Genomic DNA, 15,173 nt, shown 5'->3' with positions numbered 1-15,173 from the left:
TTTGGATTGCAAGGGGGACATGCTTTTTCGGTCACTTTATTATAGGAATTAGAAAGGGGATTACATGTAATGGATCATCGTAAAAAGGCATTATTGCTCGGCGATTACACACATCCCGATTGGCACCCGCTTCAGGGTGTGGATGCTGAGATCAGCCGGATTTTTCATGATATTATGACTGTGCAATGCAGTGAGAACCGCAATATGTTACTACAAGAAAATATCACAGGGTTTGATGTGTGTATTTCATATATGGACGATTGGAAGGGAAAAGTCTCTCCGCAGCAGACAGCAGGATTACTGTCCTATGTAAGCAATGGCGGAGGTTTGGTTATTTTGCATAACGGAATCTCGCTCCAAAACAGATACGAACTCAAGCAGATGATTGGTGCCAAATTTTTGCAGCATCCACCGTATGCTCCGCTGGAATTCACGGTCACTGCGGAATCACATCCTGTGACAGAAGGCATTACCGGATTTGCGCTGGAAGAAGAGCCTTATCAGTTTGAGTTTGGTTCTTTCTCCGAAACAAAAGTATTGCTTGAGTATCAATCGGAAGAAGGGCCGAAACCAGCGGCTTGGGCGCATAGATATGGTTTGGGACGGATTGTGTACTTGATGCCAGGACATCATGTGCCAACGTTTGCCCATGAGACGTATCGGAAGTTGATCTTCCAAGCAGGCAAATGGGCTGCACGTTACGTGTAACATATCGGTGTATGTTGTGTTACTTAAGTGTACGAACTTTTTGAACGACCTCTAATAGGGGTATAATATATGCATTAATGAAAGAGGGGGATGACAGGAATGAGCGATTTGTTCAAAAAGGCGATTTCATTAGGGCTAGGTCTTACCGTCGTAAGCAAGGAAAAGATTGAAAAAACAGTGGATGATCTAGTAAAACGCGGTGAACTCGCGCCGGGTGAATCCAAAGCTCTGGTTGAGCGTCTGATGGAACGAGGCGACGAGGAGCAAGGCCAGTTGAAGAGAGTGATTCACGAACAGGTTAAACGTGTGCTGCAGGAAGTGGGCGTACCTTCAAAAGATGAAGTAACAAGTCTAGAGCAACGTGTAGCGCTCCTTGAGAAGAAACTTGCAGAACTGAACCAGACACCACAGCTTCAAACGGATAGCTCCCCTGCTCCACTTGAAGTCCCTCCTCTCAAAGGAAACGAGATCGAGTAGATGGCTGTACGAATTAAACATGTCGGCAGATACCGGGAAATTGCCATGGCGCTGGTGCGTCATGGCTTCGGTTATATGGTCGAGGAATTGGGATTGTTCCAAATTCTCGCCTTACCCCGCCGATGGATGTCGCGTGAAGCCCACACGACCAAAACACTGAGTGAGCGTATACGGCTAGTGCTGCAGGAGCTGGGGCCGGCTTTCGTTAAGCTGGGGCAATTGGCGAGCACACGGGCAGATTTATTGCCTGAGTCGGTCATTCGTGAACTGGTGAAACTGCAGGATCAGGTTCCGCCATTTTCTTCGGAGACGGCCAGGGGTATTTTGGAACAGGAATTGGATATACCGCTGGAAGAGATCTTCTCCCGGTTCGAGGATACCCCTGTAGCTGCGGCCAGTATTGGTCAGGTGCATTTGGGTAAACTTCAGAGCGGTGAGGCGGTTGCAATCAAAATTCAGCGACCTGGCATCTCTCGAATTGTGCAGCGAGATTTGGATATTTTACGCGAATTGACCGCGATGGCAGAGAAACGCTGGGATTGGGTCAAGCAGTATCAGATTCCGCAAATGGTTGAGGAGTATGCACAGGCTCTTATGGCCGAGCTAGATTATACCATCGAGGCGAGAAATACCGAGAAGATTGCACAGCAATATCAACCGGACGAGAAGGTGAAGATTCCGACGATTTACTGGGATCAGACGTCCTCCCGTGTGCTGACGATGGAGTATATCGAAGGAATCAAGCTGAATGACCGTGAACAATTAGTTAAAAAAGGACATGACCTGAACGATATTGCACAGCGGCTGGTAGATTCGTTATTGAATCAAATTTTCATTCACGGCTTCTTCCATGCCGACCCACATCCAGGTAACCTGATGGTGCTCAAGGATGGTAGATTAGCCTTTATTGACTTTGGTATGGTAGGAACGCTGAGTGACGAGATGAAGCAACAGCTAGCTACACTTATTATTGGACTAATGCGCAAAGATACGGACAGTATGGTTCGTTCCATTGAGAAGCTGGGCATGATGCCTGATGATATGGATCTGCGGGGGCTACATGTCGATCTGGACAAGCTCAGAACAAAATATTACGATATTCCATTCTCTAAGATCAGTGTAGGCGAGGCACTCAATGACCTGTTTGGTGTGGCTCAGCGGCACCGTGTGGTGATGCCTGCGGATATACTGCTGTTAGGGAAGTCGCTACTGACGATGGAAGGTGTGATCGAGCATCTCGATCCTAACCTTAGTATTGTCGATATGGCTGAGCCCTTTGGACGTAAATTGATTAAGGAACGATTCAGCCCAGGCAGGATCAAAAATAAACTGTTCCGCAGTGCGGCCGATATGGCAGAGAGTGTAATTGGATTGCCAGGCCAGCTACGACAGTTATCTTCTATTATCAGCAAAGGAAAGCTGCGATTGGAAGTCAGTGTGCCTGAACTGGAGACGCTGCTGCGAAGGTTGGATCAGATCAGTAACCGTCTATCATTCAGTATCGTACTCCTTGCCTTCTGTATCATTATGGTTGGACTTATTATCGGTTCATCGATCAGTCATCAAGCAACGATGCTATGGGACATTCCCGTGATTGAGATTGGATTTCTCGTGGCTATTCTGATGGTGGCGTTTCTGCTCTATTCGATATTTAAATCAGGGCGGTTCTAGACTAATATTGAAATAAACAATAAGGGTATTTACACGCTAGCCACTCCGATGACAGAATAACCTTCCGATCGCTGTTATCCCCAGATTTTTTTGAATCCCTTTTACAAAGGGAAAATCCGGGGATAAAGGCGAACGCTTCGCTTCTTCATGTTATTTCTGTCCTCTCCGTTATGGTGTAAATGTTTAGTTCAAAAATATAGGTAGAACCGTGATTTATTGGGGAGTAACTATTACGAGGCTGTCTCAAAGTCACATAGGTGACTAGAAGACAGCCTCGTTTAGTTTTTTATGAAGTGCGTGAAGAAAGACTGTTCGTGACCGACTAAACTTTCCTAATTTTTGGGTTGCCTTTCAATAAGGGGGATATCGCATGATAGGTATATGCTTCTCATTTAGCTTTCTTTCAGAAAGCTCTTAGGCAAATACCTTGCTTCTTCATGTTATTTCTGCCCGCTCTATTCTTCAAACCGAACATTTTATAACGCCAAGCCCATACACATGCATGGGTCTTTTTTTGAAGGCTTCAGCTAGCTAAATTAACGCAATGAGAAATCATGAATGCTGGATGCGAGCTTACCCGAAACCTCGCCATTCACGGCGTGTTCACCGCCGATCCATTGCAGGACGTAATTTCCGCCACGCATGCCTTGTGGATACCCCTCTTCAAAATTAGTCCAGATGAGAGTATCGTGTGCAGCGATTATTTTCTCGAAATAGATTTTATCCGTCTTCCCCTGATGTGTCAGGGTGACTTTGACTGGATGGATACTATTATTTTTCATGATGAGTTTAAGATGTCCACGACCAGCATCTATGTTAAATGCGTTAGGAACCGAAGTACCGCCAATCGCTTTATGTTCCCAATCTGCATCCTTACTAGAAGGGTCAGTCTCATCTCCTCCATCTGCGGACGTATGGATCACCGAGTAGGTTGTTTCCGTTGGAAGTATGCTGTCTTGTGAGTTGCCGGAATGTGACCTATCTGAGGTGACACCTACAATAAATGTGATAATTGTTGTCAGTGCGATGGTCAACACTAAGGTGATCGTTACCCTTTTCTTCATGAAACATAATCCTCCAAATCGCAAATATAAAATGGCACAAGGCAAGATAGACCGGTTAATTCTATAATATGTAAATCGTTATGTGTAATTAACTATAAAAGGTATTTTTTATGAATCTAAACCATGACGGCATAAAGAGCAAGTTATATTTTTTGACTAATTAGAGCATATAGGAGTAATTTATAGAAAAAGGAAGATATTAAAAGATAATTTGTTATTATATCCGCATAAACGTATTCGTACATATAGGGCACCTTGTCTATAATAATAGGTCAGTACATAACGGATCCGGTTTTTCTGAGAGGGGAAAACCAAGAGTATCATGAGCTTTAAGCCTTAGTCTTGTATCATGATGACTCATCAGTATTGCAAAGCCCGGACTGAAACGATGGAATTTAGGTGGATTCACACTGGAACGGATGTCGGTGTAGACCTGCATATTTTTGCTGTGCAGTAGTCTCGGATGGTTATGAAGTCATACCACAGGTGCAGATGATCATTTGCGGATCGTGTATTCCGCTATTTTGTGCTGGTTGCCTTCGTAAATCAGTGATGAATCGTTCTCTCGATGATCGGGTACTCATTATAAATTTGGTTTTATAGAGCGGGAGGATCAGCAAGAAACATATGAATACGTTAAAACAACAATGGTTTGGCAACATTCGCGGAGATGTGCTCGCAGGTATTACGGTTGCGCTCGCACTTATTCCTGAAGCGATTGCCTTCTCCATCATTGCAGGTGTCGATCCGATGGTTGGATTGTACGCTTCCATTACGATTGCTATCGTGATTTCGATTGCAGGAGGCAGACCGGGTATGATCTCGGCCGCAACGGGGGCTATGGCAGTACTCATGGTTGGACTCGTCAAAGATTATGGCGTGGAATATTTATTCGCGGCAACCATACTGACAGGGATTATTCAATTTATTTTAGGTATCTTTAAAGTTGGTCGATTTATAACCTTTGTGCCGCACTCAGTATTGACCGGATTTGTGAATGCACTGGCGATTCTCATTTTCATGGCACAGCTCACGCATTTTACAGGCGCGAACTGGATTATGTATGCGATGGTTGCGGGCACGTTGGCGATTGTTTATATTTTGCCAAGATTCTTCAAAGGGGTGCCGGCTCCGCTCATCGCGATCATTGTCATGACGATTATTACCGTGGTCTTTCACTTAGATGTGAAAACGGTAGGTAATATGGGCAATTTGACTAGTACACTTCCAATGTTCCATTTGCCTAATATCGCTTGGACGTGGGACACGCTGATGATTCTGTTACCTTATTCCTTCACTATGGCGCTGGTAGGTTTGCTAGAATCCCTATTGACCGCAACGATTGTGGATGAGATGACGGAGACGAAGAGTAGCAAAAACCGAGAAGTACGTGGGCAGGGGATCGCTAACTTTGTTAACGGCTTGTTCGGTGGTATGGGTGGTTGTGCCATGATCGGGCAATCGGTCATTAATGTGAAGTCGGGTGGACGTGGGCGCTTATCGACCTTCACTGCAGGAGCATTTCTGGCGATTCTGTTGCTGCTTCTCAGTGATGTGGTCAAGGAGGTGCCAATGGGGGCGCTCGTAGGGGTCATGTTTATGGTGTGCATCGGAACCTTTGACTGGAGTTCGGTTAAAAATATTGCTCGTGTACCTCGGGCAGAAGCCATTGTCATGGTAATTACCGTAGCAATTGTAGTCTATACACACGATCTGTCGATCGGGGTTATGGTTGGGGTTGTACTCAGTGTGCTACACTTCGGCTGGAAACAGACCAAAATCCGTGTACAGACAAGCCAAGAGCAAGGCCAGAAGATTTACCGCGTGGTTGGACCATTTTTCTTCGGTTCATCCTCTCATTTTGTTGATAAGTTCAACGCTGAGGCTGATCCGGACGAAATTACGATTGATTTTGGCGGATCACATATCTGGGATAACACGGCGGTTGTTGCGATTGGCAAGGTGAAGTTCAAATACGCGAAGCTTGGCAAAACCGTTCATCTGCGTGGACTGAATGAGGAAAGCTCACGTTTGTTAGAGCGGAGCGGATTCGCCACATCTGGTGGGCATGGTTCATAAATCGTTTGAAGTTACGTTTGAAGCACGGCAGAATGGTATGATTTGTAGCTAAATGAAGTGGTTTTGGTAGTGGTGGAGTCAAATTATTTACAGCGGTGACTTCTCTCAGGGTAAACTTGGGAGAGGGTGCCGCTGTTCTAGTTTTAACGAACCTAACACGTCTTATATGGGGATAGTCCATGGTTTTGTTTTTCTAACGAATCATAGGCACGTTAATTTGCCATTATCGCCAGTATGTCCTCTGTTTTTGCGGATATATTGGAGCTAGAATAAAAAGTGGACACCCAATAACGGACAGAAGGATAATAAGGCTAACGGAGGTGTGTCCACATGGGAGAACAGCGGCAACGATACAATGAAGAATTTAAGAAACAAACGGTAAAATTTATCCAAGAACAGACCAAGACACTCGGAGACTTGGCAGAAGAACTCAACATTCCAAAAAGTACATTACACCAGTGGATGGGCAAGTATCGCGAACTTAAACATGAGCCCGTAGCTAGCGTAGATCGAGTGAAAGAACTGGAAGCAGAGCTTAAAGAAATGCGCCGGTTACTTCAAGAGAAAGAGCATACGCTTGCGGACACGCAAGAGGAACTGGCTATTGTAAAAAAAGCAGTGCACATCTTCAGCAAACCAAAGAGCTAAGGTTTCAGTTTCTGGAAAACCATCGCTCCCTGTTTTCTTTGGAGAAGATGTGCACTCTGTTACACGTGTCACGGAGCGGATATTACAAGTGGCGGATGGATCGAACAAGTAAACAGCAGCACCGGAGAACTGAGATCATGAAGCGTATTCGATTTCATTTCTACGACCACCAGAAGCGGTGTGGAAGTCCGAAAATTACGTATGCGCTCCATCTGGAAGGATACAGAATCTCTTCCCGTACCGTCAGTATATACATGCGTCAAATGAATCTTCGTTCCGTGCACACTCCTCGGTATCGTGTCCAAACGACGGATTCTAACCATCATCATCCCATTGCACCAAATACGCTGAACCAGCAATTTCAAACGTCCAAACCGAACACCGTATGGGTCACCGATATCACCTACATTCCCTGCCGAGGAGGCCGGTTATATCTCGCCAGTGTTCTGGATTTATGTACGCGTGAAATTGTAGGCTGGCGTCTGTACAACCATATGGAAACGAGTCTGGTGCTAGGTGCATTGAATGATGCTTACCGGGCCAAACGCCCCGCTCCAGGACTGCTACATCACTCGGATCGTGGCTCGCAGTACACGTCAAAAGAATACGTGGAGCAACTGAAATCGTATGGTATGGAGCTCAGTATGAGCCGCCGAGGAAACTGTTACGATAACGCATGTATCGAGTCTTGGCACAGTATTTTGAAGAAAGAACTCATTCACTGTAACCCTCGTTTTAAGAATCCAGAAGAGGCTTATAACACCATTTACCAGTACATTGAGTTCTATTACAACCGCAAGCGAATGCATGGTGCGCTAGGTTATCTTTCCCCTGCTCGTTTTGCGAAGAAATTTACGGACAAATCCGTCGCGTAAGTGTCTACTTTCTTGACATAGGTCCATATCGTGTAATAGGGCGGCTGGAGTTCGTTAGAAATGACAAATCGCTAAATACGCTGGAATAGAGTGCGTTAGGTTCGTTAGAAATTCGGGATAGCTTCGTTATATGCAGCCTGCTACAAATCTCGGAGATTTGTGATACAAGTTAGCGGGGAAAGCGGTATCCCCTTTTGTTTTGCTTGACTAACGTGTAAACTACAGGGTATGGAGAAGAAGAGCACGTGTGGATTGCTTTTCAAAAATTCATTTCATAATCATGATTGATATAAGAGAAACTATGTAGGTTGAAAATAGACATTTTACACTGATTAGATGGTTATTAAGTCACCGGAGTGGTCATTGTAAAGTAAACTGGTTCAATTTATTACGCGAGTCATTATGAAATGGACTTATCTAAATGAATATACAGAGGTGTAACGATTGGCAAACTTTGAACAACTGGGCATTCGTCCAGAATGGTGCGAAATCCTGAAGCATCAGGGAATCGCTGTTGCGACTCCGGTACAGGAACGCTCGATTCCCGTACTACTCGGAGGACGCGATATTATTGCTGAGGCACAGACAGGCACAGGGAAAACGCTGGCTTTTTTGCTGCCGATTATTCAGAAAATCAACGTATCTGACCGCTCACCGCAAGCGTTAATTATTGCGCCTACGCGTGAACTCGCGTTGCAGATTACAGAAGAAGCGAAGAAGCTGACAGCTATTGATGATAAGCTGCATGTGCTTGCTGTATATGGTGGACAAGATGTAGAGAAGCAGCTGCGTAAATTGCAGAACGGTACTCAGATCGTGATTGGTACACCGGGACGTCTGCTCGATCACTTGCGCCGTGGCACATTGAAGCTGGATAACGTGAAAAAATTGGTGCTGGACGAAGCAGACCAAATGCTGCACATGGGCTTCTTGGATGATGTGGAGACGATTATTCGTGAACTGCCACACAAACGTCAGACAATGCTGTTCTCGGCAACCATGCCAAAGGGCATTCGTATGCTGGCTAAGAACTACATGAAGGACCCTGAGGATGTCAAAGTATCCTCGAAATCGGTTATTCCGATCCATCAAATTCGTCAGCAGGTGCTGGAGTGCACGGATCGTGGGAAGTTTGATGCGCTTCGTGGCATGATTGATACGTATCGCCCATACCTCGCGATCATCTTCTGTCGGACGAAGCGTCGTGCCAACAAGCTGAATCAAGATCTGCGCGAAGCAGGGTACGAAAGTGATGAGCTTCACGGGGATCTGTCCCAATCCAAGCGTGAGAATGTCATGAAAGCATTCCGTGATGCCAAATTGCAGATCCTTGTTGCTACCGATGTAGCGGCACGTGGTCTGGACGTTGAAGGCGTAACACATGTATTCAACTACGATATTCCTCATGATGCGGAAAGCTATATTCACCGAATCGGCCGTACTGGTCGTGCGGGTGGAACAGGTCTTGCTGTTACCTTTGCAACACAGCATGATAGACCGGAGCTTGCGCGTATTGAAGAAGGTACGAATCAGAAGCTGAACCGTATTCAGTGGACGAGTGAAGGACCAGTAGCTTCTACTGGAGCAACTCGTCGTACCATCAACAGTCAAGGTGATGACGAGCGTTCAGGCGGACGTTCTGCTGGTACAGGCAGTGCTCGTCGCGGCGCAGGCCGTAGCGACCGCAGAGATGGCGGTCGTGGTGGTCGTGGTTCCCGCGGCAGCGAAGGTGGACGCAGCGGTGGACGTAGCGGTGGCCGTAGTGGTGGCCGCAGTGGGGACGAGCGTAGCGCTGGACGTGGTTCTGCGCGCAGCAGCGACAGCAGTCGCGGCGCTGGTCAAGGCGGACGCGGCGCAGGTCGCAGCGGTGATGAGCGTAGCAGCAGCCGCGGTGGTCGTAGTGGCGACGAGCGTAGCAGCAGCCGTAGTGGTGGCCGTAGCGCCGATGGGCGCAGCAGCAGCGGCGGCTGGGGTGGACGCAGTGCCGACCCGCGCAACGCTGGGCGCGGCGCAGCGAAGGGTGACCGTCGCGATTCACGTCGCGGACGGTAAGATCGATTACGCCAGCGGTGGTGCAACTATGCTGGCGTAGAGATGATGCCATGCTGGATGTAAGCATGGCTCATATATGAGAGGACTCCGGTACAACGGTACCGAGTTCTCGAACAAGGGTCACGGCAGGGGTTTGCCGTGGCCCTTTTTTCCGTGGGAGAAACGCTTTGTATCCTGGTACGTATTGGATAGTTATGGATTATTTATAAGATGAACTGCACTTACGAGGATAGAGATGGATTGTTGCAAAGGTGGAGAAGGCGGGTATACAAGAAGTGGGAAAATTGCCCATCTTGGTTATGTATATTGAACGTTTTATGGCTAGGAGGTTATACATGAGTACACATGGTTTGATTCAGGAACAGCGGAGAATACAACCTTTCTACTGGATATTTACACAGCTCATGAGTGGATTAGGCATGCTTATTGCATTAGCAATGATTGTAGGCCCGATCTATCTGGTCACCATATTTACGGAAGAGTGGCTTTGGTTGACACTTATTCTGCTGCCGTTGGGGTTATGGCTTTTCTACGTCTTATGGCGAGCATTGCGTCGGTATGCGTGGAAGAATCGGCATTTGGATCGTGTGGAAATGGACGACTACCAGGTGCGGTATATACGGTGGAACCCGGAAACCCGTGAGTCGGAAGAGGATGTGTTTGACCGTTCCGCTATTCAGCGTGTGTATATGAGTCGTTATACGATGAAAAATGCTCATTTCTATAAGAAGGCCAAGTTTGGAGAGCATGTGATGCTTTATCAGTTTCTGCCGGAAATACATATCATCTACCGTCAGGGGATGCAGAACAAGATCTGTACCGTCCGTTTTTATGAAGGGACTGAAGCTAAGGCATGGTTAGATGAGCTGTCCTCACAGGATGTTCCACTAACGTTCACGATGTATTCTAACGATAAGCTTGATTCAGAAGAGCTTAGCGTCGGACTAGAGGAAGACCCGTATCTGGAAGAGGCATCATGGACGGGAAATGTTCTGCTCCAATACGAGGCTTACCATGAGCGCAGGATGAAGATGATTCTGGATCAGATTGAGAGTGTTCAGTCAGCGAAAATTGAAAAGAAACAGAAAAAGGCTCCACGTAAGAAGGTCAAAGCCTTTCGCAATGTAGGTTGGGCTTGGCTTGTATTTGCACTCCAATGGGGAATAGCCATACTGCTCAAAGAGCAAGCAGAACAAGGTAATCTCAATCCGGTATCTTCCCTTATTCCTATCGTGGTTTATGTTATTGGCGGCGTCATATTTGGTTTGTCAACAAAGACTTTTGTCTGGAAGCATGTGTTGATCTATTGTATATTCACTGCGGTTAACCTGGTTATTATCAGCGTCTCATTCTATTCTTCAGATGATATGAGTGCCGGTGCACGTATGTTAGATACTATGGGTGTTGTGAGCTTCCTAGGTGTCTTATTTGTTGCTTTGCCTTTAATCGCTTATCACTATCGGCTAACGGCGCGCAAAGGATTGCTGTATAAAAATGAGGATCAATCCTCCACTACCCAAGACAAGTGACATCACAATGAATTATCGTGAAATAAAACATATAGAATTAAAGCTTATATTTACGCCTTTTTAGAAGGAGGACTTCGTATGAGTATGTATACCCATTCGCACGATCTCGTCGAGAAGCAACGATCCATGTCACCTTCGTATCGGAAATTCCGTTATGCCACGTTGTATGCATATATGATTATCGGAGCTCTGCTCGTGATTGCGCCTGTTATTCTCCTTTTCGTAGATCTATCCATTTTAACGTGGTTCTTTCTTGGTGCAATTCCTTTTGGCGGCGTATTAGCCTATCGTTCTTATCATCAATTACAACAGGAGACGTGGGTGGAGAATCACCTTAGTCAGACGCAGATGCATAATAACCAAATTAGATACAGCCAGTGGAATCCACATACCAAAATGAACGAGGAGAACCAATTTGATTGGTCTCAGATTCAAACGGTGTATTACGGCAAACGTATGATAGATCGCCTTAATGCTTATGTGCATAAAGCACCTTCGGGTCTGCAAACCATGCCTATCATTCACTTGGTATATCAGCAAAACATGAAAGATCGAGTTCACAGTGTGCCATTTTATGAAGAGCAGGATGCTGAAGCATGGATCGAACGTCTTGCACCAACGGGCAAATTGAAGTTTACAACGATCCATACCGTTGGTTATGTACCTGAAGCAGAGTTATTGAAGAGACTCCGCATGGATCGGGATCAAGAAGCATTTTCGCACACAGACCAATTGAGCCATCAGCACGATATGTATCTGGAGCGAGTGGAAGAACGAATGGAAGCCGATGAGTATGACGAATTAACGGAGGAAGAAGAGGAAGAATTACTCGCACTAATGCGTGCTGAAGACGAGCAAGAGAGACGAGACTCATCAACGCGTAATGTAGGTCTAGGCTGGCTGGTATTTGTGCTGCAATGGTGCGTTGCTTATTTCATGGGAAGAGCTGCAGAGGCTGGAAGTATTGAACCGGATCAATGGCTTATGCCGTCTATTATCATCATGATCGGTTGTGTACTGTTCTATATTTTAGTGAAACGGTTGCTGTGGAAGCATATGTTGTTCTACGCAGGCGGTACATTTCTAAATTTCCTAGGTACCAGCATCCTGCTGGGGGGAAGTGATGAGACAACAGTGATTGGACAGATGCACCTTTCCTTATCCGGTAGTGCAATATTATGTACTGTGTTAGTTTGGATTCCATACATTCTCATCTATCCGCTCAGAGCAGGAAGAGATGGTCGTAGACAGGACGAATCCATATCCCTAAGTCATTCATAACCATTTATATTCTCTTTATATGGTTCTCTAACGAGGGTCGCGACAGGAATTTCGTCGCAATCCTTTTTCGCGATTCTTTGTTAGTAGACATATAGGACTGTTTAAAGGTTGGATAGTACTCATGTAATGATATTGATAATCAAAATCATTTGAATTACCATACAGAATAAGAGATTTGATCGCGAGGGGAGGAATACTTTGTGCAAATAGACGTTAATCAGTTGGCTGAATTTCTTGCAGCAAACCCTTTTCGAGTCGAGGGTATATTTCGTTATGCTAAAAATCCAGGTGTTCCCCATGCAGAATACACAGATTCGTTTCCCGGATTTGTATTTCCACTTAGAGGCAAGACACAATTTCAATTTAATGGGACACCCTATATTTTCTCACCAGGGAAAGTTGTACATGGCGGTGCAAGAATGAAACTTGCACATACAGTTTTTGGCGAATCGAACTGGGAGTATATCCTTGTTCTATATCAGATGAATAACTTTAACCATGCTGGCTTTTCTCAGCAGCATTTTGAGTTGTTGACAGGGCAGTCTCCACGGCTTGTCGAAATATTGATGCGACTGTGGCATGCGTATAATCAGCGAGGAGGTCTCTCTTCATTTCAGGCAGAACTTTTGTTTCGAGAATTGCTGAATGAAGCTCTGTTATGTGTAGCGAACAGGCAGAATAGTACCGAATCACTTCCTATATTTGAACGGATATCCAGTTATATTCATGAATATTATGATCAAAGTATAACAGTAGCTTCACTAACAGAACAAAATAATATAAATAGAAACCGGCTTTCTTATGTGTTCAGAAGGCATGCAGGTGTGGGGCCAGCAGAATATGTACTGAACTATCGAATAAAGATTGCGCAAAAAATGCTAGTTACAAGCAACGTGCCTGTACAACTAATTGCACAAGCTGTTGGAATCACAGATCCCTTTTATTTTAGCAGGGTGTTTAAGAAGCGAGTGGGCATATCCCCCACGCAGTATCGCGGAAAGTTCATCGATAATCCATACTCAATTCAACAGGCATCCATCCATATTTGAAAATATATGCACTACACTAAGGGAGGAGACAACAGAGGATATATTGGAGGAATAAATATATGTCGAAAGTTAACGTGCTACCGATCTTAATCATAGTATTAGCAGGTATTTTGACAGGTTGTAATGAAAAACCTGCTGAGAATAAAGGGTCAGTAGCCAATGTAGGATCTACATCAGAAGTTCAAATAAATGCAGCAGATTGGCCAAGAACATTTAAGGATGGATTAGGCAAAGAGATTGTTATCGAGGCAAAGCCCAAAAACATAGCTGCACTCTGGTATTTTTATCCTGAGATATTAGTTGCATTGGAAGAGCCGCCTGCTTCTTCAACGGATAAAGAGTATCTTTCTTCTCTGACTTATTTAAAAGGAAAGCTGGATTCTACTGAAGAATTAGGCGATAAAATGTCCCCTAGTATTGAAAAAATAATTTCTATGAACCCCGATTTAATTATTGCCACAGAAAACCATGAGGATCAATATGAAGCGCTAGAAAAAATTGCACCCGTCATTACACTACAAACCAAGGCCATCTATGAAGATTGGCAATATGGACTTCGTACCGTAGCCGAGATCATCGGAAGAGAGGACAAAGCGGAAAAAGTAATAGATGAAATGATGAATGAAATTACAACTGGGCGCGAAACATTGAAGTCGATTGCAGGAGAAACCGTGGCGCTTATCGTATCTTGGGATGGAAAAACATTCAATGTTCTAGGTGAAGGTAACCCTGTCTATACACTGGCGTCTGACCCAGAAAAGGGGTTAGGTCTCACACCAGATCAGACATTTAAAGGGAATAATAATGAATTCGCTTCGTTTGAAGGAATCTCGACGATTGAAGCAGACCATATTTTCCTGATTGGTGATATTACAAAAAAAGAAGCGCTGATGAATAACTTGGAACAAAGCCAAGTATGGAACAGCCTTAATGCTGTAAAGAAAGACAATGTCTATTTAATGGATACTTCCGCGATTACTGGCGGCCCATTAGCTACCGAATATGCGTTACGAAATATGATCAATTCCTTACGATAATTCTTTTGCGTTTGTAACGGTCCATAATACAAGGAGGAATGAAGATGCAATACCAATCCATTCAACTAAAAAACGAGTTTTCTAAAATGAGCGATTTCTGGTCTCCAAAAGTTATTGGTGAATTGAATGACTATGATTTAAAGCTTGTTAAAATTCAGGGCGATTTTGAGTGGCATAATCATGAAGGTGATGATAAGGTGTTTATCGTTCTTGAAGGGGAGATGTTGATTGATTTTCGTGATGGACAAGTGAAAATTTCTAAAGGTGAGCTCTTTGTTGTCCCAGGAGGGTCTGAACAGAAGCCTTCTGCCGAAAAGGAAACTCACATCATGATAATAGAGCCTAAACGTTGAATTGCCGATGCCGATACGAAAATGAGGAGCTAACAATGATAATATAACGGGTTGTTTCGCCTCTAAAGCCTGATCCTTCTATGGACTATAAAAGTCAGAATTTGCTTACCTTAACGTTATTGGCCTCTTTAACCTCCGCAAAATGCTGTCCCTCTTAATCTGCATATATACTACTCGATGAACAATGCGAATTAAAGTACTCCTGGACTGTTTGTAGAATCGTGTTATTTCATCACCTCGTATCTGATTAAAAGTATCCCACACCTGTTGCCGATATAATTGCAGGGGTGGGTATACTTTTATTCGTCTATATGCAGGGAGTCAATTTGTACTAAATGACATGACATCGT

13 protein-coding genes are annotated in these 15,173 nt (G+C 44.8%); 12 read left to right on the top strand and 1 reads right to left on the bottom strand.

The genetic code is table 11. The annotated features are described in order from the left end of the window. The first annotated feature begins 69 nt into the window (after nt 1-69). From V6W81_RS26975 to V6W81_RS26965, 3 genes are all read left to right on the top strand, one after another. A complete protein-coding gene (locus V6W81_RS26975) occupies nt 70-708 on the top strand; it encodes a ThuA domain-containing protein (RefSeq protein WP_338540920.1) in 639 nt (212 codons plus the stop codon). 99 nt (nt 709-807) lie between these two features. Next, on the top strand, nt 808-1,185 hold the full coding sequence (locus V6W81_RS26970) for a phasin family protein (RefSeq protein WP_056702003.1): 378 nt from the start codon (nt 808-810) through the stop codon (nt 1,183-1,185). Then, nucleotides 1,186-2,856: an ABC1 kinase family protein gene (locus V6W81_RS26965; RefSeq protein ID WP_338540919.1), complete on the top strand. Its 1,671-nt coding sequence runs from the start codon at nt 1,186-1,188 to the stop codon at nt 2,854-2,856. Nucleotides 2,857-3,392: 536 nt separating this feature from the next. Here the strand turns inward: V6W81_RS26965 and V6W81_RS26960 are convergent. After that, nucleotides 3,393-3,920: a pilus assembly protein gene (locus V6W81_RS26960; protein ID WP_338540918.1), complete on the bottom strand. Its 528-nt coding sequence runs from the start codon at nt 3,918-3,920 to the stop codon at nt 3,393-3,395. A gap of 627 nt (nt 3,921-4,547) precedes the next feature. Between V6W81_RS26960 and V6W81_RS26955 the strand changes: the two genes are divergently transcribed. The 9 genes from V6W81_RS26955 to V6W81_RS26915 all read left to right on the top strand — a co-directional run bounded on the left by V6W81_RS26955 (nt 4,548) and on the right by V6W81_RS26915 (nt 14,823). Continuing rightward, nucleotides 4,548-5,999, top strand: a complete 1,452-nt coding sequence (locus tag V6W81_RS26955; RefSeq protein WP_338540917.1) for a SulP family inorganic anion transporter — start codon at nt 4,548-4,550, stop codon at nt 5,997-5,999. A gap of 330 nt (nt 6,000-6,329) precedes the next feature. Then, nucleotides 6,330-6,647: a transposase gene (locus V6W81_RS26950; protein WP_111270792.1), complete on the top strand. Its 318-nt coding sequence runs from the start codon at nt 6,330-6,332 to the stop codon at nt 6,645-6,647. Nucleotides 6,648-6,658: 11 nt separating this feature from the next. Then, nucleotides 6,659-7,522 carry an IS3 family transposase gene (locus V6W81_RS26945; protein WP_338543928.1) on the top strand — a complete coding sequence of 288 codons (864 nt, stop codon included), beginning with the start codon at nt 6,659-6,661 and terminating at the stop codon, nt 7,520-7,522. Nucleotides 7,523-7,966: 444 nt separating this feature from the next. Continuing rightward, nucleotides 7,967-9,574, top strand: coding sequence for a DEAD/DEAH box helicase (locus tag V6W81_RS26940; RefSeq protein WP_338540916.1), 1,608 nt, complete (start codon nt 7,967-7,969; stop codon nt 9,572-9,574). A gap of 335 nt (nt 9,575-9,909) precedes the next feature. Next, nucleotides 9,910-11,103 (top strand): hypothetical protein, encoded by a 1,194-nt coding sequence (locus V6W81_RS26935; RefSeq protein WP_338540915.1) that lies wholly within the window; start codon nt 9,910-9,912, stop codon nt 11,101-11,103. A 78-nt stretch (nt 11,104-11,181) separates the two neighbouring features. Then, nucleotides 11,182-12,384, top strand: a complete 1,203-nt coding sequence (locus V6W81_RS26930) for a hypothetical protein (protein ID WP_338540914.1) — start codon at nt 11,182-11,184, stop codon at nt 12,382-12,384. A gap of 200 nt (nt 12,385-12,584) precedes the next feature. Further along, the gene (locus tag V6W81_RS26925; protein WP_145044482.1) at nt 12,585-13,433 is read left to right on the top strand and encodes a helix-turn-helix transcriptional regulator; all 849 of its coding nucleotides are present in this window, start codon (nt 12,585-12,587) and stop codon (nt 13,431-13,433) included. Between the two features lie 59 nt (nt 13,434-13,492). Beyond that, nucleotides 13,493-14,470, top strand: coding sequence for an iron-siderophore ABC transporter substrate-binding protein (locus V6W81_RS26920; RefSeq protein ID WP_338540913.1), 978 nt, complete (start codon nt 13,493-13,495; stop codon nt 14,468-14,470). A 44-nt stretch (nt 14,471-14,514) separates the two neighbouring features. After that, the gene (locus V6W81_RS26915; RefSeq protein WP_338540912.1) at nt 14,515-14,823 is read left to right on the top strand and encodes a cupin domain-containing protein; all 309 of its coding nucleotides are present in this window, start codon (nt 14,515-14,517) and stop codon (nt 14,821-14,823) included. Nucleotides 14,824-15,173 lie beyond the last annotated feature (350 nt).

The organism is Paenibacillus tundrae (assembly GCF_036884255.1).
Classification (GTDB): Bacteria; Bacillota; Bacilli; order Paenibacillales; family Paenibacillaceae; genus Paenibacillus.
This window is presented reverse-complemented; position numbering and strand designations above follow the sequence as displayed.